The sequence below is a fragment of the Actinomyces sp. Z16 genome, from assembly GCF_003111765.1.
In the GTDB taxonomy this organism is placed as follows: domain Bacteria; phylum Actinomycetota; class Actinomycetes; order Actinomycetales; family Actinomycetaceae; genus Actinomyces; species Actinomyces glycerinitolerans.
Genome location: NZ_CP027862.1, coordinates 2,387,883 through 2,410,585 on the forward strand (window position 1 = coordinate 2,387,883; position 22,703 = coordinate 2,410,585).

Sequence of the window (22,703 nt, forward strand, 5' to 3'; positions counted from 1 at the left end):
ATTTCACGTCCGCCGGCTGCGCGGTGCGCCTCCCGCCGGCGGCCAGGTAACGTCTACGCGGCCGTTTCCTGCGGGTTAAGGACCATGACGACGTCGCGGCAGCGCTCCCCGCCGACCTCGTAAGTGCGGGTACCGACCTTGCGGAAGCCGGCGCGCCGGTAGGCCTTCTGGGCGCGGCGATTGGCGTCATTGGTGCCCAACCACAGCGCGGTGACCCCCATGGTGGCGGCATCACAGACCGCCTCTGCCAGCAGGGTCGGGGCGATGCCGGAGGCACGCAGGCGGGCGTCGACGTACACCTTGGACAGTTCCGCAGCCAACCCACCGACGTCGTCGGGGCCGGTCGGGACGCCGACGGAGGGCGGGCGCGGGTCGAGTCCGGCGGGAAGTGCGCCGGCGGCGTCGAGGGACTCGGCGACCACCGCGCTGTAGCCCACCAACGCGCCGGGCGGCAGCGCCGAGGTGCCGGGGACCTCGGGGGGCGCGGGCAGGCCGTCGGGCAGCTCGGCCACGGTCAGGACCACGCGCGGGTCCGCTAGCCAGGTGGCCAGGCGCTGAGGGGAAAGATTCACGGCAATGTGGGCGGCGATCTGTTCGCTCGTCAGGAAGCTGGGGCAGGCGTCGGGGAAGGTGCGCGCGGCCAGGTCCGCGAGCGCAGGCAGATCCGCTTCCAGTGCGGGACGCACCACCAACGGCACCGGGTGGGAGGCGCCGGCCGGCGCGACCCAGCCGTTGCGGGTCAGGGCGGCGCGGTCGCCGGCGTCCAAGCGGGCTGGGTCCAGTCGGGCCATTAGGTCGGGGCGGCGCACGGCGGTGCGGGCCACCGCCTGGTCACGACGGTGGCGATCGATGCGGGCGTGGTCGCCCGACAGGAGCACCGGCTCGGTGGCGGCGAGGTCCAGGCCGCGCCAGGCCACGGGGCGGGTGTAGACGGGGTACTCCAGCAGGCCGGCGCCCGTGTGGGACTCCTCCACGATCGACTCGGGATTGCCCAGCACACCGGGGCGCAGGCGGGCGATGGCCTCGATCATGACCAGGACGGCGGCTTCCCCGCCGTTGAGCACATAATCGCCGATGGAGAGCTCATGCACCTCCACGCCGGACGACGCGTAGTGCTCGGCCACGCGGGCGTCGATGCCCTCGTAGCGGCCGCAGGCGAAGACGAGCTGGTCGGCGCCCGCCAGGTTCTCGGCGGTGCGCTGGGTGAACAGTTCACCGGAGGGGGTGGGGATCACCAGCACGCGCCTGGGGGCGGGCAGGCTCGCAACCTTCGTGGGCTCCGCGACCTCAGCGCTGGCCGGGGCGGCGGGCAGGGGGGCGGCCAGCACGTCGTCGAGGGCGGCGCCCCACACGTCGGGTTTCATCACCATGCCGGCGCCACCGCCGATGGGGGTGTCGTCCACGGTGCGGTGGCGGTCGTGGGTCCAGTCACGCAGGTCGTGGACATGCAGGTCCAGCAGCCCGTCGGCGTGGGCTCGTCCGATCAGGGACAGGTCAAGCACGCGCAGGTAGTCGGGGAAGATCGTCACCACGTCCAGGCGCAGGGGCCCGGAGGCGGACGCCGGGAACGCCTCCGCGACGGGCATCGGGGACGGCGCCGCGACGGCCTCGGTCTGGTCCAGGCGGTTCACCGGGCCTCCTCCGCCTCTCCCAGGCCGGGGAACAGGCCGCCGGGCGGGTCGATGGTGACGGTGCCGGCGTCGGGGTCGATCTCGGGGACGAGTTGCTCGACGAAGGGGACGGACACCTCCTGTCCGTCGGGGGTACGCACCAACAGGCGGTCCTGGGCGACACCCGGCTCCAGGCCACTCACCTCCCCCAGCTCCTGGGTGCTGCCGTCCGCCAGCACCCGGATGGCCCGCAGGCCGATCAGCTCGTGGGCGTACCAGGCGTCGTCGTCCTCCGCTTCCTCGGCGTCCGTCTCCACCAGCAGCTTCACCCCGCGCAGGGCCTCGGCGGCGGTGCGGTCCGGGGCCTCGACGAAGGCGGCGTACCAGCGGGTGCCGTCGAAGCGCAGCCGGGAGACGGTCAGGTGTCCAGCGGCAGCGGGGCCGGTGGCGGGATCGACGGGCAGCACACTGCCGGGGGCGAGCCGGCCCTCGGGATCGTCGGTGCGGATTTCGAGGCGCACCTCGCCCTTGAGGGCGTGGGCGGGGCCGATGACGGCGACGGTTAGCAGCACGCGCCCAAACCTACCGTGCGCATCACCACCGCAGGCGCCACCATGCACGTCACCATCGCAGGCACCACCATGCGCGTCACCACCGCAAGCACCACCATGCGCGTCACCACCGCAAGCACCACCATGCGCGCCACCACCGCAGGCGCCACCACCGCAAGCACCCTCTGCTGCGAGCTTTTGTACCCTGGTGTGCGGCAAATACCCGCACACCAGGGTACAAAGGCTCGTAGTAGGCGCTAGCGCTGGGTGTGCGTGTCAGTTGGTCGTGGTTTGTGTAGGGTGCCCGTCCCGGCTTGATGCAGGAGAGTGATACTGCACGACCTCGGGCCGCGTTCCACGACCTTGGTGCATGTTGCACGACCACCCCGGGGTCGTGGAACGAGCACCAGGGTCGTGCAGTGTCGCCCAGGGTCGTGCAAAAACACGCCCCCCCACACGCCGCCGGGCCAAAACACACGTCCGTGCCGACAACCCGACCTAAAGCAACACGTTCGCGCCGATAACCCACCCTCACGCCAATCCTCCGCGTCCGAGTTATCGAGTTATCGGCGGACACTGTTGAAAACGCCGCCGCCCGCGTCCCGGGGTGGGATGCGGGCGGCGGCGCTGGTGAGACTTCGCGCCGGTGTCAGCGGCGGTCGGTGTCCACGACGTCCACGCGCACCGGCGAGTCGGCCAGCGCGCCGACGACCGTGCGCAGTGCGCGGGCGGTGCGTCCCGACCGGCCGATCACGCGGCCGAGGTCATCGGGGTTGACCCGGACCTCCAACAGGTCGCCGCGGCGCAGCGTGCGGGCGGTGACGGTGACGTCGTCGGGGTTGTCGACGATGCCGCGCACGAGGTGTTCGAGTGCGTCGGCAAGCACGTCAGGCCTCCTCGGCGGGGGCCTCGGTCGGCTCCTCGTCCGCGGCGGCCGCCTGGGCCTCGGCCTGCTTGACGGCGGCGTCGGCCTTGCGCTTCTCGGCGTCGTCGGCAACGGCCTTGACGGCGGCCTGCTTGGCGGCGGCCTCCGCCTCGGCGTCCTTGACCTTCAGGCGGGGCTTAACGCCCTTCAGGCCCTTGAAGGTGTGATAGTCGCCGGTGATCTTGAGCAGGTTGAAGACGGCGTTGGAGGGCTGTGCGCCTACGCCGAGCCAGTACTGGGCCCGCTCGGAGTCGATGCGGATGAGCGAGGGCTCCTGCATCGGGTCATAAACGCCGATCTCCTCGATGACACGGCCATCGCGCTTCTTACGGGAGTCGACGACGACCACCCGGTAGAAGGGTGCGAACTTCTTGCCGAGGCGCTTGAGGCGAATCTTGACTGCCACTTGGAAAAAACTCCTGGTTCTCGATGGTTTGGCCCATGCCGATTCCCGGTGGGGTTACAGCAACGGGGGCCGGTTAGGGCCGAGACGCGATCGCACCGGGAGAGGGACCGGGAACGGTCGAGTACAGCCGTGCATTCTGCCAGAGCGACGCCGCCGCATGCCAGCCGTGGGACGCCCGCACCGCACCGATTCGGTGCGAGATCGCCCACAGAGCATGCCGCGGTCCGCCACTCCCCCGACCCGAGTGGTCCCGCTTACGGCGCGGCGGCGTCTCCCGCACGGCGGCGGCACCGGGACCGGTTCAGATCTCCTCGTGGAGGCTGTCCTGTCGCAGAATGGCCCGGTCGGCGGTCCAGACGTCGCCGTCGAGCTCACCGGGCAGCAACGGGTTGCCGGAGGTGATGAACACCGGCTCGGCCACGCCGTCGCGCATCTGGGCGTCGTAGTCCCTCAGCGTGGCCACCACCCAGCCGGACAGCCATAGCACCGCCACCAGGTTCAGGATCGTCATCAGCGCCAGGGCCACATCCGCCATCACCCAGGCCAGATCCAGGGTGACCAGCGCACCCAACCCGGTGGCGATCGTCATGGCCAGACGCAGAGCAACGCCGGCCTGTTGCCCGCCGCCGAGGTAGCTGACGTTGATCTCGGCGAAGGCGGAGTAGCCCAGCACCGAGGAGTAGGCGAAGGTGAGCACCACGAAGCTCATGAACCAGATGACCCAGTTGCCGGGCACGGCGTCGCCCAGGGCGTGCTGTACCAGGGTGGTCTCCGCCCACTGCGGCTCTACCCCCGGCGTGTAGACCGCCGGAGAGGACAGCAGAATGGTCAATCCGGTGGCGGTGCAGATCAGGATCGTATCCACGCATACGCCCAGCGCCTGGATGAGCCCCTGGGTGACGGGGTGGGCGACGTCGGCCGTGGCGGCGCCGTTCGGGGATGACCCCTGGCCGGCCTCATTGGAGAACAGGCCGCGCTTGGTCCCGTTGAGGAAGGTGGCGAAGATCCCGCCGCCGGTGCCGGCCAGGCCGGAGCGCAGGTTGAAGGCGCCGGCGAAGATGTCCATAAAGGCGCCGGGCACCCGGTCGATGGATACAACGATGACCACGAGTATCACCACCAGGTAGGCCAGGGCCATCAGTGGGACCAGCCACTCGGTCACCTTCGCCACCATCCGCATGCCGGCCAGGAGGATCGGGGCGGTCAGCGCCATAAGCACGATCGCCGTGACCGAGGTGCTCACGCCGTGCGCCTCACGCAGGGTCAGGGCGATGGTGTTGGACTGCACCATCGGGAAGATGAGCCCGTAGGAGAACACCAGCATCACCGCGAACACGACGCCCATGTAGCGGCCCAGGCCACCGCCGATGCCGCGCTGCATGTAGTAGGCGGGACCGCCGCGGAAGATGCCGTCGACGTTGCGGACCTTGAACACCTGGGCCAGGGTCGACTCGGCGAAGCTGGTCGCCATGCCGAGGATCGCCACCACCCACATCCACAGCAGGGCGCCCGGGCCGCCGAGGGTGACGGCCAGGGCCACGCCCGCAATGTTGCCGGTGCCCACGCGCCCGCCCAGACCAATCACGAAGGCCTGGAAGCTGGACAGGGAACCGCGTTGGTGACGGGAGTGGGCCACGAGGCGAAGGGCTCGTACGAAGAGGCGCAGCTGGACGGCGCGCGTGCGCACGGTCAGGTACAGGCCGGTGCCCAGGAGGATCCAGATCAGAATATTGCCGGAGACGAAGCCCTCGAAATTGGACAGGGCTTCGGTGAGTGCAGCGGACACGGTGGTTTCCGTCCGTCGGGGATGGCGGGGCGGGTGCGAGGTTACCGCAGACGGCGGGCGCAGATAGCCGACGTGCAAGGAGTGGGACGCAAGTCCGAGACCGAGTGTCATGATCGGGGACAAACGCCTGCCGCCGGCTCGGTCTCCGATCGACGAGCCGCATGACTCCAACGAGTCTGAAACCGAGGACCGGTACTCCAAGCACGTTTGTCCCGGATCCGGACAATCCACCGGCACGCTTGACTGTACCGTAATGTTTGGGGCATGAGTGTGTTCTCCCGACGCGGCATCCGTCCTCCCGGCGCCCCCAGGTCTATCCGCCCGCCACGTCAACTGATCGGCTCCAGCCCCGTGCGCCCGGCAACCGCGGATGGGGAGCCGACCGCCCCCACACGGCCGAGCCCTCCAGCCGGTAGCACACCCCGCAACTCACATGGCCTCAACCAACCGCCGCGCAACACGGGCAGCCTGCCGCAGTACGTATCAAGCCGCAGACGCTCACGGACTCTCCCTGCCGGCATCATCGCTGTCGCCGCAGTCGTCATTGTGTGCGCCAGCGTTCTCGGCAACCGGTTCGGGTCAGCCACCGAAGCTGAAATCACTCCCAGCCCCGCATCCCCCACGCCCCGCACCGTGAACGCCGTCGTGGAACCACCCGCACAAACCGGCTGCTCGACGACGGCCGTCCTGGACACCCCCACCGACCCGACCGGCTGGGCGGAGGAATGGCGCCTGGACAGTGGTCGAGGCGATTTGCTGGACGTGCCGAACTGGCAGGCGTTCTCCGCCGGAGACTGCCTGGTGATCGTCTCCGAACGACACCTGGACACGCCCGCCAAGGTCACCGGTTATCACCTCACCAGCACGGGCGCCGAGGAGCTCTGGACCCGCTCCGGCGATGACCCTGACGGCAAAGACATCAACAGGCTGTACCCGGGTGAGTACGCCCAGTGGTGGGGCGGGTATCTGGCGACCGGGAGCCTACTGCTCGACCCGTCGACCGGCGACCTGACCCAAGCTCCCTGGGCCGATGAGTCAGGCGTCGTCATCTCCATTGCCGAGGAACTGGCCATCAATTGTCGCCACGCCTACAGCAGCTCCGCCGCCACCTGCTCCGCCTGGGACTGGAATGATGGCAATCCATCACAGCGGTGGAAGCAGGACTATGAGGAAGACATGGTCTATCCGACTATCGGCTTCGGAATGAGCGGCAACGTACAGGATGGCTCGCTCGTGGCCAATACGGAATCCGACGCCGAAAACACCCGCACCTACTCCCTGATGTCTCTGGCGGACGGCTCACTTCACGGTAACTGGCCCAGATCAACGGACGCCGGCGGCTTCCCCGTATTCATTCCAGCACGTGACGGCTGGTTGCTGCTGTCCAAATCCCAGAATCAGGCCGCATTGATCACTTCAGGCGGGGAGGAGGGACAACCGTTCCCGGTCATCGCCGAGCTCCCCACGGTGCTGCTGACCGACGGCGAGCTGCCAATGCTAGCGCAGTTGCGCGCCGCCTACCGCGACGGAGACTTCGACTGGGCGGATGTGGTCCTGCAGTGCCGGGACACTTCTGCGTGCACATTGAACGGGAACGAGGTTGACCTGCCCGAAAGCGTGCTCATAGATACGTATCTCCAAGGCGGCTACTACCAGAGGATGGCGGCACTCACCGCCGATGGTCGCAGCCTGGTCCTCCGTTCACGGCCAAATGTGAACGCATGGGCCATTGTCTTCGACACGGAGTCGGGAGAGGTGCTGGTCCCGGAGTATTCGCAGGATCGTTCCAAGGGCCGAGCCCTGGTACGCACGACCGATGACCTGATCCTCATGGGCGTCGATTCCGAGGTAATCGCCTATACCCCGTCCTGACCGATTCGAACGCCGTTCCGGGCTGTGCGCACACGCCGGTCCGCCGGCGGCAGCGCCCGCTCGGGAAGCGGGCGGAGCCGGAGTCCGCGTGGTGCGTCGGTTTTGCCGATCGGGCCCGGACGGCGAAAGACCGACGAGCCCCTTGCCGTGCCGGTGGCCGTCGGCGGGCTTACAGGCCCAGGTGACGGCGCAGATCCTCCGGCAGGGCGGCCATGGCGTCGGCTACCTCGTCGTCACTCGACTGCGGCTGGGGCTGTGAGGCGTTTGCCGCCCCCTGCCCCGGCATAATGCCGTAGCTGGGGGCCGCCGCGGCTGGCTGGCCCAGCCCGAAGGCGGAGCCGGCCGGGGCGGGCGCGGGGGTCTCCACGGCGCCGTCGGCCCTCTGCGCGCGGGCGGCGGCCGCCTCACGCGCCTGCCGGGCGGCCTTGGCGGGGTTGCCGGAGCGCCCCTTCTTGCCGCCCTTGCGCTTCTTGCCCTTGGGGGCCTGCCGGGCCTTGGCCCGCTTGCCGGTGGATGGTAGCGAGCCCATGCCCGGCATGCCGCCGGGCCCGCCCATGGCGCCCGGGCCGCCGCCGGCCGTCATGGCCTCCATCATCTTCTTGGCGGCCTCGAAGCGGCTGACCAGCTCGTTGACTGCCTGCACGGTGGTGCCCGAGCCCTTGGCGATGCGGGAGCGGCGCGAGCCGTTGAGGATGGACAGGTCACGGCGCTCGGCGGGGGTCATGGAGCAGACGATCGCCTCGATGCGGTCGACCTCCCGCTCGTCGAAGTTCTCCAGGGCCTCGCGCATCTGCCCCATGCCGGGCATCATGCCCAGCAGCTTCTTCATCGACCCCATCTTGCGCAGCTGGCGCAACTGGGACAGGAAGTCGTCCAGGGTGAAGGTGCCGGAGGCGAGCTTGGCGGCGGCGTCCTCCGCCTCCTTCTCGTCGAAGGCCCGCTCGGCCTGCTCGATCAGGGTGAGCAGGTCACCCATGTCCAGGATGCGGGAGGCCATGCGGTCGGCGTGGAAGCGCTCGAAGTCATCCAGGCCCTCGCCGGTGGAGGAGAACAGGACGGGGGCCCCGGTCACCCCGCGCACGGACAGGGCGGCACCGCCGCGGGCATCGCCGTCGAGCTTGGACAGCACCACGCCGGTGAAGCCGACCCCGTCGCGGAAGGCGACGGAGGTGTTGACGGCATCCTGACCGACCATGGCGTCCAGGACGAACAGGATCTCGTTGGGGCTGACCGCGTCGCGGATGCGGATGGCCTGGTCCATCATCTCCGCGTCGACGCCCAGGCGGCCGGCGGTGTCGATGACGACGACGTCGTAGCCGTTTGCCCGCCCCTGCTCGACGCCGCTGCGGGCCACCGCCACCGGGTCGCCCACGCCATTGCCGGGCTCGGGGGCCCACACGTCCACGCCGGCGCGCTCGGCCACCACGCTCAGCTGGGTGACCGCGTTGGGGCGCTGCAGGTCGGAGGCGACCAGCAGGGTGCGCTTGCCCTGCTGCTTCAGCCAGCGGCCGAGCTTGCCCGCCAGGGTGGTCTTACCGGCGCCCTGCAGACCGGCGAGCATGATGACGGTGGGGCCGCGGTCCGCCCAGTTGAGCTCGCGGGATTCGCCACCGAGCACCTCGATCAGTTCGTCATTGACGATGCGGACGACCTGCTGGGCCGGGTTCAGGGCCTGCGAGCGGGCGGCGTCCTTGGCCTTCTCCCGCACGGCGGCGGTGAAGGAGCGCACCACCGGCAGGGCGACGTCGGCCTCGAGGAGGGCGCGGCGGATCTCGGAGACGGTGGCGTCCACGTCCGCTTCGCTCAGGCGGCCCTTGCCGCGCAGCGAGTTGAACGAGGCGGTGAGCCGGTCGGAGAGGTTGCCGAACACGCGGGGTCCTTCCTTGGCGCCGGGGCGCAGGTGGTTGGAGGAACGGATGGTGCGCGCCGACGCCGGGGCACGGCGCACGCTTCAGTTCAGGATAGCGGGGAGGGCCCGCGCCGTCCCACCCAAGGGGACGTGCGGGCCCTCACGGCGATGGCCGGGCGGCGTCAGATCGCGGCCTCGCCGCGCTCACCGGTGCGCACCCGGACCACCTCCTCCACATCGGTCATCCAGATCTTGCCGTCGCCGAGCGCACCACCACCGCTGGAGCGGGCAGCGCCGGAGATAGCGCCGATGATGGCTTCTACCTGCGCATCGGTGGTGAGGATCTCCAGGCGGAGCTTGGGCACATAGTCCACCTGGTACTCGGCGCCGCGGTAGACCTCCGTGTGCCCCTTCTGCCTGCCCGCGCCCTGGGCCTCGGAGATGGTCACGCCGCTGCTGCCTGCCAGTTCCAGCGCGGAGATGACGGCGTCGAGCCGGTAGGGCTGGATGATTGCGGTGACGAGTTTCATGGCTCAGGCCTCCTCGGCTGCGGCGGTAACGGGACGGTGCTCCCGGCGGGCGACGACGGTGGCCAGGCGGCCGCCGGTGAGCGACTCGTAGGCGGACTCGTAGTGCTCCGCCTTGTCGGCCCCCAGGTGCTCAGCGTCGGCGGACAGCCGCCAACCGCCCGGGGTACGGGAGACGATGAACCAGCACAGGGTGGTGATCACCAGGCTGAACCCGACGGCGACGAGGGCGACCAGCACCTGGACGACCAGCTGGGCGGGGCCGTGCCCGTACAGCAGCCCGGTGTCCGCGGAGAGGAAGCCGACCAGGACCGTGCCCGTGAGCCCGCCGACCAGGTGGACGCCGACGACGTCGAGCGCGTCGTCGTAGCCGAAGCGGTACTTCAGGCCCACGGCCATGGCGCACAGGGCGCCGCAGATCACGCCGAGCACCAGCGCGCCCACGGGAGTGACGGAGCCGGCGGCCGGGGTGATGCCGACCAGGCCCGCGACGACGCCGGAGGCCGCCCCCAGGCTGGTGGCGTGGCCGTCGCGCAGGCGCTCGACCAGCAGCCAGCCCAGGACGGCGGCGCAGGTGGCCGCGGAGGTGTTGACCCAGGCCAGGCCGGCCAGGCCGTCCGCGGTGAAGGCGCTGCCGGCGTTGAAGCCGAACCAGCCGATCCACAGCAGGCCGGAGCCGAGCATGGTCAGGGGCAGGTTGTGCGGCCGCATGGGCATCCGCCCGAAGCCGCGGCGCCTTCCGATCAGCACCGCCAGGACGAAGCCGGCGACGCCGGCGTTGATGTGGACCACGGTGCCGCCGGCGAAGTCGATGGGCTCGGCGATGGAGGCGAACCAGCCGTCGCCGGACAGGGCGCCGCCGCCCCAAACCATGTGGGCCATGGGGAAGTAGGACAGGGTCACCCACAGCGGCACGAAGGTCATCCAGGCGCCGAAGCGGGTGCGGTCGGCGATGGCGCCGGAGATCAGGGCGACCGTGATCACCGCGAAGGTCATCTGGAAGGCGACCCCGACGATGACGGGCACGCCGTAGTCGTCGAGCAGGAACTGGCCGGATGAGTCGGTGATGGCGCCGTGCAGGCCGAGTTGGTCGAACGGGTTGGCCAGTATGCCGGCGATGTCGGTGCCGCCGTAGGACATGGACCAGCCGTACAGGATGTACAGGACGCCGACGACGGCGGTGCCGCCGAAGGACATCATCATCATGTTCAGGACCGACTTGGATCGGCTCATGCCGCCGTAGAAGAGCGCGAGCGCGGGAATGGTCATGAGCAGCACGAGCGAGGCGCTCACCAGCATCCAGGCCGTGGCTCCGGTGTCGAGGACCATGAGATCTCTCCCTTCAGTGTGCGAGGGGTTCGCACAGGAGGGAGCCAATCAGGGGCGCGTTCGCCGCCGGTGACGCGCCGGTGACGCGTGCGTGTCAACACCTTGCATGGTATTGCAACGGTGTTTCAGGCGAGCAGGGCGTCTACGAAGCCCTCGGGGTCGAAGGGCGCCAGGTCGTCCGCGCCCTCGCCGAGCCCGACGAGCTTGACAGGCACGCCCAGCTCCCGCTGCACGGTGACGACGATGCCGCCCTTGGCGGTGCCATCGAGCTTGGTCAGCACGATGCCGGTGATGCCGACCGCCTCGGAGAAGACCTGCGCCTGGCGCATGCCGTTCTGCCCGGTGGTGGCGTCCAGCACCAGCAGCACCTCACCGACGGGGGCGACCTTCTCCATGACCCGCTTGATCTTGCCGAGCTCGTCCATGAGTCCGGCCTTGTTCTGCAGGCGGCCGGCGGTGTCCACGAGCACCACGTCCACGCCGTCGCGGGCGGCCGCGCGGGTGGCGTCGTAGGCGACGGAGGCGGGGTCGGCGCCCTCCCGTTCGGAGCGGACGACCTCGACGCCGACGCGCTCGCCCCAGGTGGTCAACTGGTCGGCGGCGGCTGCGCGGAAGGTGTCGGCAGCACCCATGACGGCCGTCCTGCCATCGGCGACGAGCACCCGGGCCAGCTTGCCGCAGGTGGTGGTCTTACCGGTGCCGTTGACCCCGACCATGAGCACGGCAGCGGCCGGCTCGCCGTCGGCGGAGTTCCAGCCCGCGGCGGGGGTGGGCTTGGCCAGGTTCAGGGAGCGGTCCATGGACGGATCGACCAGCTTCAGCAGCTCTTCGCGCAGCACCCCCCGGATGGCGGCGGGGTCGGAGGTGTCCAGGACCTTCGCCTGGGTGCGCAGCTCGTCCATCAGGGAGGTGGTGACCTCGATGCCGAGGTCCGAGGTGAGCAGGGTGTCCTCGATCTCCTCCCAGTCGGCCTCGGTGAGGTCGCCCCGGGACATGACAGCGAGGATGGCCCGGCCGAAGCCGCCGGCGCCGGCCAGGCGCGAGCGCAGGCGCTGCATGCGGCCGGGGATGGACTCGGGGCGCTCCAGGGTGGCGGGCGCGGCCGCCTCCGGCGTCGGCCCGGCCGGGGTCTCCGCTTCGGCGGGGGCCTGCTCCTGCGGCGGGGCGAGCAGGATGTCGTCGGCGCTGGTGGGCTTGTGGGCGCTGACCTCCGGCGGCACCTCTCCGCCGCGGTTGCGCCCCGCGTAGAACCAGATACCGCCGGCGACGGCGAGTACGACGACGACGATGAGGACGATCAGCAAGGGATCCATGATCCCATCATGCCTGATCGCCTACGGGGGCCGGCAAGTGCGTGCGCCCGACGCCGGGCGCCGGCAGGGGCGCTAGCGCTGCGCCGCCGTCTCCCGGGTGCGGCGGGCCGCGGCGGCGTCCTTGTTGCGACGCACCTCGGCGGCCTTGGACTCGGCCGTGTCCATGGCCTTCTCGACCACGTCCACGAGTCCGGAGAAGGACTCGGTGCCCACGTATACGGCGGAGTCGTCCCGGGTCATGAGGTCCTCAAGCCGGGCGTCCTGCGGCACCACCTTGACGGGCTCCTCCTTCTCACGGGCCACCCCCGCCAGGTCACGCAGCCGGTCGCGCCAGGTGGCGACCGGGTAGCGCTCGGCGACGACCAGGCCGAGCACGATCAAGGCAGCGACGAGGACGACGGCGAGGGGGAAGATCATGGAGCCCATGGGCATAATTGTGCCTTCCGTTTGTCACAATGCCGCCAAGGCGAGCGGGCTGTGTCGCCCACCAGACAGCGCCGTGTTGGTCACAGTTGCTCGCAGTCGCCCGCGGCGACCGCTCAGCAGCATGCTGGCCCCGGTTACTGGGTGGCGGATGAGAGCCGCTGGGAAACCGCCTGAGTCACGCCGTCGCGCATGGTGATGCCGTACAGGGCGTCGGCGATCTCCATGGTGCGCTTCTGGTGGGTGATGATGATCAGCTGACTGGAGGCGCGCAACTCGGTGAAGATGTCCAGCAGCCGCCCCAGGTTGGTGTCATCCAGGGCCGCCTCCACCTCATCCATGACGTAGAACGGCGAGGGCCGGGCACGGAAGATCGCGACCAGCAGCGCCACGGCGGCCAGCGAGCGCTCCCCACCGGACAACAGCGACAGGCGCTTGACCTTCTTGCCGGCGGGGCGGGCCTCAATGTCGATGCCGGTGGTGAGCATGTCATCGGGGTCGGTGAGCACCAGGCGCCCCTCGCCGCCGGGGAAGAGCCGGTCGAAGACGATCGCGAACTCGCGGGCGGTGTCCGCGTAGGCCTGAGTGAACACCTCCTGCACGCGCTGGTCCACGTCTTCAACGATGCGCATCAGGTCGGCGCGGGACTGCTTGAGATCGGCGAGCTGCTCGGCCAGGAAGCGGTGGCGCTCCTCCAGAGCCGCGTGCTCCTCCAGGGCCAGCGGGTTGACCTTGCCCAGCCGCGCCAGGTCCCGGTTCGCCCGCGCCAGCCGCTTCTCCTGCTCGGCGCGCACGTAGGGCCGACCGGTCGGGTGCGCGGCGGGCTCGGACCGCCCCGTCCGGGTGTTCTCCTGCGCGTCGGGCGCGTCGGCGGCACCGTCCCGGTCGGCAGCGGCCTCGGCGGCGGCTTCCGCCTCCGCATCCGGCACGAGCATGTGGGGACCGTACTCCTCCACCAAGGGGTCCAGCTCCAGGCCAAGCTCGTTCATGGCGCGCTCGGCCAGATTCTCCAGGCGCAGCTTCTGCTCGGCGCGGGCGATCTCGTCGCGGTGGGCGGCGTCGGACAGGGCGGCGAGTTCACCGGCCAGAGCATCCAGCTGCTTGCGCACATCGGCGGCCGCGGCGGCGGCATCGGCACGCTCGGCCTCGATACGGGTGCGTTCGCTCTGGGACTGTTCGACCCAGGTGCGAGCGGTCTCGGCGGCGGTGCGGGCCTGGTCGCGCACCTGCGCCGCCGTTGCCAGCCGCGCCTTGCGGGCCTGCTCCGCGCGGGCGGCGGCGGCGCGCTGCTCGCGTTCGCGCCGGGCGGCTCGGCGCAGGGAGTCGGCGCGGCCGCGGCCGCTGCGCTCCCGCTCCTCCGCGGTGCGCAGGCTCAGCCGCGCCTCCGTCTCGGCGGTGCGGGCCGCGGAGGCGGCTGTGGCAGTAGTCTCACGGGTGGCGCGAGCGGCATCGATGGCGGCGTCGAGGTCATTCTCCCCGGTGGGTGCGGCCCTGCCTCCGGGCGCGGACAGGACCGCCGGCGCCTGGTTCTCGACCTCGGCGAGGGCGGCCTGGGCGGTGGCGAGTTCGGCGGCGCGCTGCGCGGCCTCCGCCTCGGCGCGCTCCAAGACGCGGCGGGCACGACCGGTCTCCTCGCGGGCGGCGCGGGCCGCGGAGTTCAACCGGGCGCGGTTCTCGGCCACGCGGGCGGCCTCGGCGTCGGCGGCGCGCAGCCGCTCCAGCGCGGTGGCGACGGCCTTGCGCGCGGCGGCCTCCTCGGCGCGGGCGGTATCGAGCTCGTCGGCGGCGGCGTGCTCGGCCTCCTGCGCGGCGGCGGCGCGAGCGGCGGCCTCGTCGTAGGCAGCGGCCAGGGCGAGCACGGAGGAGGCGCCCTCCCCGGCGCCGGTGGCCCAGGTGGGGGCGAGCACGTCGCCGTCGCGGGTGGCGACCACGGCGCCGGGTTCGGCGGCGCGCAGAGCCTGGGCTGTCTCCAGGTCGGGTACCACCCAGGCGTCGGCCAGCAACGCGTTGAGGGTGCGGGTCAGCGCGGCGGATTCGGCGGTGACGAGCGCGGCGGCCGGCCGAGCACCGGCGGGGGCAGCTTCCGGGACCGCGGGTTCGGCAGCGGGCGGGTCTGCCGCGCCGTCGGCGTCGGGACCGGAAATGATCAGCCGCAACCCGCCGCCGTCTTCGCTGCGGGCGTGGGCGAGGGCGGCGACGGCGGCGTCGGTGTCGGCGACGACCGCGGCTCCGGCCAGCTCGCCTAGCAGGCCGGCCAGGGCGTCTTCCCAGCCGGCGGCTACCGTGACCGCGCCGGCGAGCGGGCCGAGTATGCCGGGCAGGCCGGCGTCGGTCAGGTCGGCGGTGGCATCCTGAGCGCGCAGGGACAGTGCGAGGGCGTCACGGCGGGCGGTCCAGGTGGCCAACTCGGCGGCCGCCTCACGACGGGTGTCGGTGGCGGTGGCGACGACGTCGCGGACGGCGTTCAGCGCGGCGGTGGCCGCCGCGTGGGCGGCGGCGGCACGGGCCTGCTCGCCGGCCGCGGTGTCGGGCCGGTCGGCGTCGGCCGATGCTTCGGGGCGGTCCGCGTCGGCGGACGTGGCCTCCTCCAGGGCCCGGACGGCGGCGGCGTCGCGGCCCTCCGCGGCGGCCAGAGATGCCCGGGCCTGCTCGACGGCAGCGCGGGCGGCCTCGTGGCGGGAGCGGGCCGAAGCGACGCGGCCCCCAGCGCGGGCCAGCAGCTCGCGATGCTCGGCGCGCCGGGTCTGCAGCGCCGCGAGTGCCTGCTCGGCGGTGGCGGCGGCGGCCTCGGCGTCGACGCGTTCAGCGGTGGCGTCCGTCAGTGCGGTACGGGCGGCCTCAATGGCGGCGGCCAGTTCCGTCTCCTCGGCGGCGGCCTCCTGGGCCCGGCGCTCCAGTTCCTCCGGGTCGGTGCCGACGGCGGGGCCCGGCGCGGCGGCCAGCCCGCGCACGCGCTCCGCGGCGACGTCGGCCAGGGCGGCCAGGGATTGGGCGGCGCCCGTCAGCTCCTCCCAGGTGGCGGTGGCGCGGGCCAGCCGCTGCCCGGAGGTGGCCTCGACGGCGGTAAGTTCTTCCAGCCGGACGCGGGCGACTCGCTCGGACTCCTCAATGCCGGCGCGGCGGCGGTCCAGGCGGGCCCGATCCTCCTGGCCGGCGTCCAACAACGACTGGACCTGCACGACGTCGTCGGCCAGCAGCCGGGCGGTGGCGTCGCGGACCTCCGCCTGGATGACGTGGGCGCGGCGGGCGACGGCGGCCTGCCGGGCGAGGGGGCCGAGCTGTCGATGCAGTTCGGCGGTAAGGTCGGTGAGCCGGGTCAGGTCGGCTGCCATGGAGTCGAGTTTGCGCAGCGCCCGCTCCTTGCGGCGCCGGTGCTTGAGAACGCCGGCGGCCTCCTCGATGAAGCCGCGCCGCTCCTCCGGGGTGGCGGTGAGCACCGCGTCGAGCTGTCCCTGACCGACCACCACGTGCATCTGCCGGCCCATGCCCGTGTCGGACAGGAGTTCCTGGACGTCCAGCAGGCGGCAGGTGTTGCCGTTGATCTGGTACTCGCTGCCGCCGCCGCGGAACAGGGTGCGGGTGATGGTCACCTCGCTGTAGTCGATGGGCAGGGCGCCGTCGGTGTTGTCGATCGTCAGGGAGACCTCGGCGCGGCCGAGCGCGGGGCGGGAGCCGGCTCCGGCGAAGATGACATCGGCCATGGAACCGCCGCGCAGGTTCTTTGCGCCCTGCTCCCCCATGACCCAGGTCAGGGCGTCCACCACGTTGGACTTGCCCGAGCCGTTGGGGCCGACCACGGCGGTGATGCCCGGCTCCAGGCGCAGGGTGGTCGACGAGGCGAAGGACTTGAATCCCTTCATCGTCAACGTCTTGAGGTGCACACGCCAACGATAGCGGGAAGCGGGCGAAAACCCGCAGTCCGCCGCCATGAACACGCGTTTGCGTCAGGCTCACGAGTTTTAGAGCTTTGCGGGCGCTGCGCACGTGCAAACCTCTAAAACTCGTGTATTCGAGAGGAAGGCGTGTGCGTCTGGCGCAGAGGGGTGTTCTTGACGCACCGGCGTACGCGGTGCCCGGCGCTTCGCCCCTCACGGCGGTGGGGACAGCGAGCGCTCCAGCAAGCGACCTTGACACCAGCGCTTGCGGTCGAGCAGACTCTCCACGTCAAGCGGACTTAACACTACCCATCCCGATTGGAGTGCCCGTGCTCGACATTGCGAACCTGTCCAAACGCTTCGGGAGCCTGCAGGCTCTCGACGCCCTGTCCCTGCGCCTAGGTGACGGTGAGATCGTGGGCTTCGTGGGCGCCAACGGCGCCGGCAAGTCCACCACCATGCGCATCGTCATGGGGGTGCTGACCGCCGACGCCGGCTCCGTGACCTGGGACGGCGCGCCGGTGGGCGCCGCCGAGCGTCGTCGCATCGGCTACATGCCCGAGGAGCGCGGCCTGTACCCGAAGATGAAGGTCGGTGAGCAGCTGACCTACCTGGCCCGCCTGCACGGGGTGACGGCCGACACCGCCCGGCGGGCCGGCGAGCAGTGGACCGAACGACTGGACATTGCCGCCCGACGCGACGACGAGGTGCAGAAGCTCTCCCTGGGCAACCAGCAGCGCGTCCAGTTGGCGGCCGCCCTGGTCTCCGACCCCGACCTGCTGATCCTGGACGAACCCTTCTCCGGCCTGGACCCGGTGGCCGTGGACGTGATGAGTCAGGTGCTGCGCGAGCGGGCCGCGGCCGGGGTGCCCACGCTGTTCTCCTCCCACCAACTCGACGTCGTGCAACGGCTGTGCGACCGCGTGGTCATCATCCGGGAGGGCCGACTGGTTGCCGACGGCACCGTGGCCGAGTTGCAGGCGGGCGCCGAGCCGCGCTGGCGCGCCGTCGTCGAGGTCGCCGGCGAGCCCGAGGCCGCCGTCGGCGCCGCCACCGCCATGCTGGCCGGAACCCCCGGAGTGGAGGCGAGCGCCGAGCCCATTGCCGAGGGTGCGCGGGTGACCGTCGTGGCCGGCGGCCCCGACGAACAGCGATTGTTGGAGGCGGCCCAGCGCCTGGGACGGCTGCGCGAACTGGGGCCCGTGACCCGCCCGCTCACCGAGATCTTCCGCGACGTGCTTGCCGCCCCCACCGCATCCCCCGCCCCCACGACCGAACAGGAGGCCTGAGCCGTGCCCGCCCCCGAACACTCCAACACCACCATCTCCCGCTCACAGGAGATCCGCCTGGTAGCCGGCCGCGAGCTGCGCACCCAGTTGTTCAAGCGCTCGGCGGTGATCTCCACACTCATCATGCTGGTCCTCGCCGTCGGCGGCATCCTCGTGGTCGCCCACCTGACGGGCGGCGAGGACGAGCCCTACCGGCTGGGCGTTTCCGCGCCCGATGCCGAAACAACCACGGCACTGGTCTCGGTCCTGGGCCAGGTCAGCGACAGCAACGGCCTGACCGTCCAGGTCACCGATGTCTCCGACACCGACGCCGAGGCGGCGCTCGGCATCACCGCCGATGACGGCGACGTGGACATGGTGCTCGACCTGACCGGCCCCTCCCCCGCGCTGAAGGTCAGCGAGGAGGGCAACGCCGACCAGGCGGTGGTCGCCGCCGTAACGAACGTGCTCCAACAGTCGGCCCTGTCCGAACAGATCACCGCCCTGGGCGGCGAGCCCACCCAGGTGGCGGCATCGGTGGCGGGGGCCGTGCCCCAGGTGGAGGCCCTCGACCCGCCCGACCAGGACTCCGCCGACTTCGGCGCCCGCTACTACGTCCTGCTGATCGTCGACATCCTGCTGTTCATCATCGTCATGGGCGGCGGCCAGACGATCGCCATGGGCGTGGTGGAGGAGAAGTCCAGCCGCATCGTGGAGATCCTGCTGGCCTGCGTGCGGCCCACCTCCCTGCTGGCCGGCAAGGTGATCGGAACCGGCACCGCGGTGCTGGTCTCCTACGGGTTGATAGGGATCATCGCCGGCGTGACGGCGAAGCTGAGCGGCGTACTGCCCGAGGGCGCCGTCGACATCGATACCGTGCTGGTCGCCATGATCGTTTGGATGATCGTCGGCTACGCGATCTACGCGGTCGGCTACGCCGCCGCCGGCGCGCTGGTCAGCCGCCAGGAGGACGTGGCCAGCGCGGTCATGCCGCTGACGATGACGCTGATGATCCCCTACGTGCTCTCCTTCGTGATGGCGCTGGGCGACTCCTCATCCCTGCTGTACCGCGTGCTGGCCTACCTGCCGCCCTTCTCCCCATTCCTGATGCCGGCGCGGCTCGTGCTCGGCGTCTCGTCCTGGGGCGAGCAGGCGGCAGCACTCGTGCTCGCACTGGTGTTCATCCCGGCATTCGTGTGGCTGTCGGCGCGGATCTACACGCGGGCCGTCACGCGCACCGGCGCCCGGGTCCCCCTGAAGGAGGTCCTGTCCCGGCGTCCCGCCTGACAGCGGGCCCGTTCCCCGTCCCCTCACCGCATCGCCCCCTCACCGAGGTCGGCGGATGTTACGTACCGAGGTCGGTCTGAACGGCATGTGGGGTCGCCACCGCACTGGTGGCGACCCCACATGCCTTCCCGCTGCGTCCGCAGCTCGGTTCAGTTCGCCAGCTCGGGGAACCAGATCGCGATCTCACGCTCGGCGGAGGCGGGCGAGTCCGAGCCGTGCACCAGGTTCTGGATGGCGTTGGTGCCCCAGTCGCGGCCGAGGTCTCCGCGGATGGTGCCGGGCGCCGCGGACGTCGGGTCGGTCGCCCCCATGAGCGAACGCACCCCCTCCACCACGCGCTGTCCCTCGGCGACGGCAGCGATGACCGGGCCACGGGTCATGTACTCCACGACCCCGGGATAGAAGGGCTTATCGACGTGGTCGGCGTAGTGGGCAGCCAGAACCTCGGCGGTGGGGAGCACCAGTTTCAAGGCGGTGAGCTCGTAGCCCTTGGCCTCGATGCGGCGCAGGATCTCGCCGACCAGGTGCCGCTCCACGGCGTCGGGCTTGAGCAGGATGAGGATGCGTTCGGGGGCGTCAGTCATGACGTTCCTTCTGTCGTAGCGAGGACTGGAGAGCGTCCGCAGGCGCAAATGCCGACGGTCCGACCGAGTGTAGATGGTTCCGGCGACGCGTAGTGCCGGGTGCGGCGCCCCGGACGCGCCGGGACGGGCCATCACCTCCGACCAGGCCTTCCTGGACTGGGCGGCGCCCCGGACGCGCCGGGGCGGGGCTCAGGCCTTGCCGAACAGGGCGCGCGCCTCGGCGGCGAGCACCACGGACCCAACAATCAGCACCCCGGAGGCAGTCATCGGGGCGTCGAAGCCCTCGGACAGGTTCACCGCCTGCTCCACACCGGCCGCCAGCGTGGGGGCCACCACCACCCGATCCGCGCCGAACACCTCGCGCGCGACCGCACCCAAGTCCTCCGTGTCCATGGCACGTGGGGAGTCAATGGGGACGCACACGACGGCGTCGCAGGCCGGCTCCAGCAGGGACAGAATTCCCTCCACATCCTTGTCCTGCATGGCGCCGACGACGGCGACCAGGTGCTGGAAGCCGAAGGCCTCCTCGACCGCCGGGACCAGGGCGACGACGCCGTGGGGGTTGTGACCGGCGTCGACGATCACGGTCGGGCTGGAGCGCAGCACCTCCAGGCGACCGGGGCTGGTGACCGAGGTGAAGCCGTCCTCGACGATCTTGGCGGGCAGGGGCCGGCCGCCGAAGACGGCCTCGGCGGCAGCCAGGGCGAGCAGGGCGTTGTGGGCCTGGTACTCCCCGTGCAGGGGCACGAACACGTCCTCGTACACGGCGGCGGCCGTGGCGAAGGCAACCATCTGGCCGCCCACCGCCAGGGCGCAGTCGAGCACGCGCAGCACGCCGGCGTCGGGGGCCTCGGGGTCCTCCTCCGGGTCGAGCTCACGACGCCACACGACCTGATGCTCGGCGGCGGCCGCGGCGATCACCTCCTGCACCGGCTCAAGCTGCCGGGAGGAGATCAGCGTGGCGCCATCCTTGATGATGCCCGCCTTATTTGCGGCGACCTCCTCCAGGGTGGTACCGAGCCAAGCGGCGTGGTCGAGCCCGATCGGGGTGATGACCTCGACGTCGCCGGGAACCACGTTGGTCGAGTCCCAGGTACCGCCCATGCCGACCTCGATCACCGCGACGTCCACGGGGTGGTCGGCGAAGGCAGCCAGTGCCATCACGGTGAGCACCTCGAAGAAGCTCAGCCGCGGCCCGCCGGCGGCCCGGGAACGGGCGTCGACCATCTCGATGTAGGGGGCGACGTCCTCCCAGGCGGCGATGAAGTCCTCCTCGCTGATGGGCTCACCGTCCAGAGCGATGCGCTCACGGATGGTGGCCAGGTGCGGACTGGTGAAGCGCCCGGTGCGCATGCCGGTGGCGGCCAGCAGCCGCTCGGTCATGCGAGCGGTAGAGGTCTTGCCGTTGGTGCCGGCGATGTGCACGATCCGGTAGCTGTGCTCGGGGTGGCCCAGGATGTCGAGCACGGCGGCCACCCGGTCCAGCGAGGGCTGCACCTGGTGCTCGGGAGCGCGGGAGAGAATCTCCGCCTCAACCTCACGCAGTCGCTGGGACACTTCGACGGCGTGGGCGGCCGCGGTCAGGTCGGCCCGGTGACGCTCGACGTCGGAGCCGACCGCGGCGTCCGGGGCGGTATCGGGCAGGACCGGTTCCCAGTCCTCCCAGTCGTCGGTTTCATCGTCGTCGACCTCCGCCAGCAGGGCGTCCAGGCGCTCGAGGTCGCCGCCGGGCACCATGTTGGCGGCCACCAGCTCGCGCAGGGCCGCCAGGTCCTCCGCCTCGGCCTGCGCGCGGCTGCGGTCGGCGGCCGCATCGGCGTCGGCAACCTCGGCCAGAGACCGCCCGTCGGTGGCGTCGGCAGCCTCCAGATATGGCAGCAGGTCGGGGTCGATACCGGAGTGCGTACCGCCGGGCCCGTAGACGGCGTCGACGACGTCCTCCCCGCTGGCGCCGGCGGGGATGCCGAAGGCCGCGCCGGGGTGTGACTCGGCTTGGCCGCCGGCGTGAGCACCCCGGTCGTGTTGCTGCTTGCTGCTCATGTGCTGCTGTTCCTGCTTCCTGCTCGACGACGCGGGCCAGCCTAGATGATCGGCTCCGGGGAGGGCGGGGCAGGTGCTGGCGCCCTGACCGGAACCGGAACCGTATTGACCAGCCCGGTGGTAACAACGACCGATCTCGGTGGTTATTTCTACCGACCTCGGCGAGAGGCGGTGGCCTCGGCCACCCGGCCTCTCAGCGCTCGGCCTCGACCAGCTCGATGAGTTCGCCGATGCCCCCATGGATGCCGAAGGGCCGGAAGGGGAAGGCCTCGACCTGCTCCAGAGTGGTCGAGCCGGACAGCACCAGGTGCGTGCGCAGGCCCGCCTCGACGCCCGCCTGAATGTCGGTGTCCATGCGGTCCCCCACCATTGCGGCCGCCTCGGAGTGGGCGCCGATCTTGTTCAGCCCGGCCCGGATCATCACCGGGTTGGGTTTGCCGACGAAGTAGGGGGAACGACCGGTGGCCGCCTGAATCATGGCCGCGACGGCGCCGGTCGCCGGCAGCGTGCCCTCGTCCGAGGGGCCGTTGACGTCGGGGTTGGTGGCGATGAACTTCGCCCCGCCCTCGATCAGCCGGATGGCGCGGGTGATGGCGTTGAAGTCGTAGGTGCGGGTCTCCCCCAGGATCACATACTCCGGGTCCTGGTCGGTCATGATGTAGCCGGCGCCGTGCAGCGCCGTGGTCAGACCGGCCTCGCCGATCACGTAGGCGGTGGAGGCCGGGGACTGCTGGGTCAGGAAGGCCGCCGTGGCGTTGGCGGAGGTCCAAATGCGCTCCTCGGGCACGGAGAGCCCGGAGCGGGCCAGCCGGGCGGACAGGTCCCGGTTGGTGAAGATGGAGTTGTTGGTCAGCACCAGGAAGGGCATGCCCTTGCGCTCCAGGGCGTCCAGGAACTGCTGCGCGCCGGGCAGGGCGCGGTTCTCCCGCACCAGCACACCGTCCATGTCGGACAGCCAGGCGGTGACCGGGGGCATTTCGTCGAGCGGCAGCGAGGCGGTGGTCGCGTCGTCGGCGGGAAGCGTTGGTGAGGCCATGGGGTAATCCTGCCATTGCGTT

The 22,703-nt window shown here is 71.0% G+C and carries 18 protein-coding genes; 3 read left to right on the plus strand and 15 right to left on the minus strand.

All coding sequences use genetic code 11. From position 1 onward, the window contains the following. Nucleotides 1-53: 53 nt before the first annotated feature. The 6 genes from trmD to C3B71_RS09945 form a co-directional block, all read right to left on the minus strand. Nucleotides 54-1,544: a tRNA (guanosine(37)-N1)-methyltransferase TrmD gene (gene trmD, locus C3B71_RS09925; protein WP_181574881.1), complete on the minus strand. Its 1,491-nt coding sequence runs from the start codon at nucleotides 1,542-1,544 to the stop codon at nucleotides 54-56. A gap of 83 nt (nucleotides 1,545-1,627) precedes the next feature. Beyond that, entirely contained in the window at nucleotides 1,628-2,182 is a 555-nt protein-coding gene (gene rimM, locus C3B71_RS09930) for a ribosome maturation factor RimM (RefSeq protein WP_073332900.1), read from the minus strand. Then, the gene (locus C3B71_RS15920; RefSeq protein ID WP_159097673.1) at nucleotides 2,173-2,334 is read right to left on the minus strand and encodes a hypothetical protein; all 162 of its coding nucleotides are present in this window, start codon (nucleotides 2,332-2,334) and stop codon (nucleotides 2,173-2,175) included. The genes rimM and C3B71_RS15920 overlap by 10 nt, the downstream gene beginning before the upstream one ends. 476 nt (nucleotides 2,335-2,810) lie before the next feature. Further along, nucleotides 2,811-3,047, minus strand: a complete 237-nt coding sequence (locus C3B71_RS09935) for an RNA-binding protein (protein ID WP_108967793.1) — start codon at nucleotides 3,045-3,047, stop codon at nucleotides 2,811-2,813. Nucleotide 3,048: 1 nt separating this feature from the next. Continuing rightward, nucleotides 3,049-3,492, minus strand: a complete 444-nt coding sequence (rpsP, locus tag C3B71_RS09940) for a 30S ribosomal protein S16 (RefSeq protein ID WP_108967795.1) — start codon at nucleotides 3,490-3,492, stop codon at nucleotides 3,049-3,051. Between the two features lie 301 nt (nucleotides 3,493-3,793). Then, the gene (locus C3B71_RS09945) at nucleotides 3,794-5,278 is read right to left on the minus strand and encodes an alanine/glycine:cation symporter family protein (protein ID WP_234415879.1); all 1,485 of its coding nucleotides are present in this window, start codon (nucleotides 5,276-5,278) and stop codon (nucleotides 3,794-3,796) included. Between the two features lie 633 nt (nucleotides 5,279-5,911). On the opposite strand from C3B71_RS09945, the gene C3B71_RS09950 reads away from it, so the two are divergent. Continuing rightward, complete coding sequence (locus C3B71_RS09950) at nucleotides 5,912-7,150, plus strand: hypothetical protein (RefSeq protein WP_146752433.1); 1,239 nt, start codon at nucleotides 5,912-5,914, stop codon at nucleotides 7,148-7,150. 169 nt (nucleotides 7,151-7,319) lie between these two features. Here C3B71_RS09950 and ffh read toward each other — a convergent pair whose 3' ends face one another. From ffh to smc, 6 genes are all read right to left on the minus strand, one after another. Further along, entirely contained in the window at nucleotides 7,320-9,020 is a 1,701-nt protein-coding gene (gene ffh, locus C3B71_RS09955) for a signal recognition particle protein (RefSeq protein ID WP_108969804.1), read from the minus strand. Nucleotides 9,021-9,181: 161 nt separating this feature from the next. After that, the gene (locus tag C3B71_RS09960; protein ID WP_073332886.1) at nucleotides 9,182-9,529 is read right to left on the minus strand and encodes a P-II family nitrogen regulator; all 348 of its coding nucleotides are present in this window, start codon (nucleotides 9,527-9,529) and stop codon (nucleotides 9,182-9,184) included. Between the two features lie 3 nt (nucleotides 9,530-9,532). Continuing rightward, on the minus strand, nucleotides 9,533-10,855 hold the full coding sequence (locus C3B71_RS09965; protein ID WP_073332883.1) for an ammonium transporter: 1,323 nt from the start codon (nucleotides 10,853-10,855) through the stop codon (nucleotides 9,533-9,535). Between the two features lie 125 nt (nucleotides 10,856-10,980). Further along, the gene (gene ftsY, locus C3B71_RS09970; RefSeq protein ID WP_108967801.1) at nucleotides 10,981-12,168 is read right to left on the minus strand and encodes a signal recognition particle-docking protein FtsY; all 1,188 of its coding nucleotides are present in this window, start codon (nucleotides 12,166-12,168) and stop codon (nucleotides 10,981-10,983) included. 72 nt (nucleotides 12,169-12,240) lie between these two features. Then, complete coding sequence (locus C3B71_RS09975; protein ID WP_108969806.1) at nucleotides 12,241-12,594, minus strand: hypothetical protein; 354 nt, start codon at nucleotides 12,592-12,594, stop codon at nucleotides 12,241-12,243. Between the two features lie 134 nt (nucleotides 12,595-12,728). Continuing rightward, nucleotides 12,729-16,472 carry a chromosome segregation protein SMC gene (gene smc / locus C3B71_RS09980; RefSeq protein ID WP_108967803.1) on the minus strand — a complete coding sequence of 1,248 codons (3,744 nt, stop codon included), beginning with the start codon at nucleotides 16,470-16,472 and terminating at the stop codon, nucleotides 12,729-12,731. A 323-nt stretch (nucleotides 16,473-16,795) separates the two neighbouring features. Between smc and C3B71_RS09985 the strand changes: the two genes are divergently transcribed. Together C3B71_RS09985 and C3B71_RS09990 are read left to right on the plus strand one after the other, a co-directional pair. After that, on the plus strand, nucleotides 16,796-17,755 hold the full coding sequence (locus tag C3B71_RS09985; RefSeq protein WP_108967805.1) for an ABC transporter ATP-binding protein: 960 nt from the start codon (nucleotides 16,796-16,798) through the stop codon (nucleotides 17,753-17,755). Nucleotides 17,756-17,758: 3 nt separating this feature from the next. Then, nucleotides 17,759-19,021, plus strand: a complete 1,263-nt coding sequence (locus C3B71_RS09990; RefSeq protein WP_108967808.1) for an ABC transporter permease — start codon at nucleotides 17,759-17,761, stop codon at nucleotides 19,019-19,021. Nucleotides 19,022-19,170: 149 nt separating this feature from the next. On the opposite strand, the gene ndk is transcribed toward C3B71_RS09990, so the two are convergent. The 3 genes from ndk to C3B71_RS10005 form a co-directional block, all read right to left on the minus strand. Continuing rightward, a complete protein-coding gene (gene ndk / locus C3B71_RS09995) occupies nucleotides 19,171-19,605 on the minus strand; it encodes a nucleoside-diphosphate kinase (RefSeq protein WP_108967810.1) in 435 nt (144 codons plus the stop codon). Nucleotides 19,606-19,794: 189 nt separating this feature from the next. After that, nucleotides 19,795-21,645: a bifunctional folylpolyglutamate synthase/dihydrofolate synthase gene (locus C3B71_RS10000; RefSeq protein ID WP_108967812.1), complete on the minus strand. Its 1,851-nt coding sequence runs from the start codon at nucleotides 21,643-21,645 to the stop codon at nucleotides 19,795-19,797. A 193-nt stretch (nucleotides 21,646-21,838) separates the two neighbouring features. Beyond that, entirely contained in the window at nucleotides 21,839-22,681 is an 843-nt protein-coding gene (locus tag C3B71_RS10005; RefSeq protein ID WP_073332862.1) for an HAD-IIA family hydrolase, read from the minus strand. Nucleotides 22,682-22,703: the final 22 nt, after the last annotated feature.

Bases quoted from the DNA above. Each gene is read 5' to 3' on its own strand.
- C3B71_RS10005 (WP_073332862.1), bottom strand. From the start codon at position 22,681: ATGGCCTCACCAACGCTTCCCGCCGACGACGCGACCACCGCCTCGCTG.
- ftsY (WP_108967801.1), bottom strand. From the start codon at position 12,168: ATGGATCCCTTGCTGATCGTCCTCATCGTCGTCGTCGTACTCGCCGTC.
- C3B71_RS10000 (WP_108967812.1), bottom strand. From the start codon at position 21,645: ATGAGCAGCAAGCAGCAACACGACCGGGGTGCTCACGCCGGCGGCCAA.
- C3B71_RS09975 (WP_108969806.1), bottom strand. From the start codon at position 12,594: ATGGGCTCCATGATCTTCCCCCTCGCCGTCGTCCTCGTCGCTGCCTTG.
- C3B71_RS09960 (WP_073332886.1), bottom strand. From the start codon at position 9,529: ATGAAACTCGTCACCGCAATCATCCAGCCCTACCGGCTCGACGCCGTC.
- C3B71_RS09965 (WP_073332883.1), bottom strand. From the start codon at position 10,855: ATGGTCCTCGACACCGGAGCCACGGCCTGGATGCTGGTGAGCGCCTCG.
- ndk (WP_108967810.1), bottom strand. From the start codon at position 19,605: ATGACTGACGCCCCCGAACGCATCCTCATCCTGCTCAAGCCCGACGCC.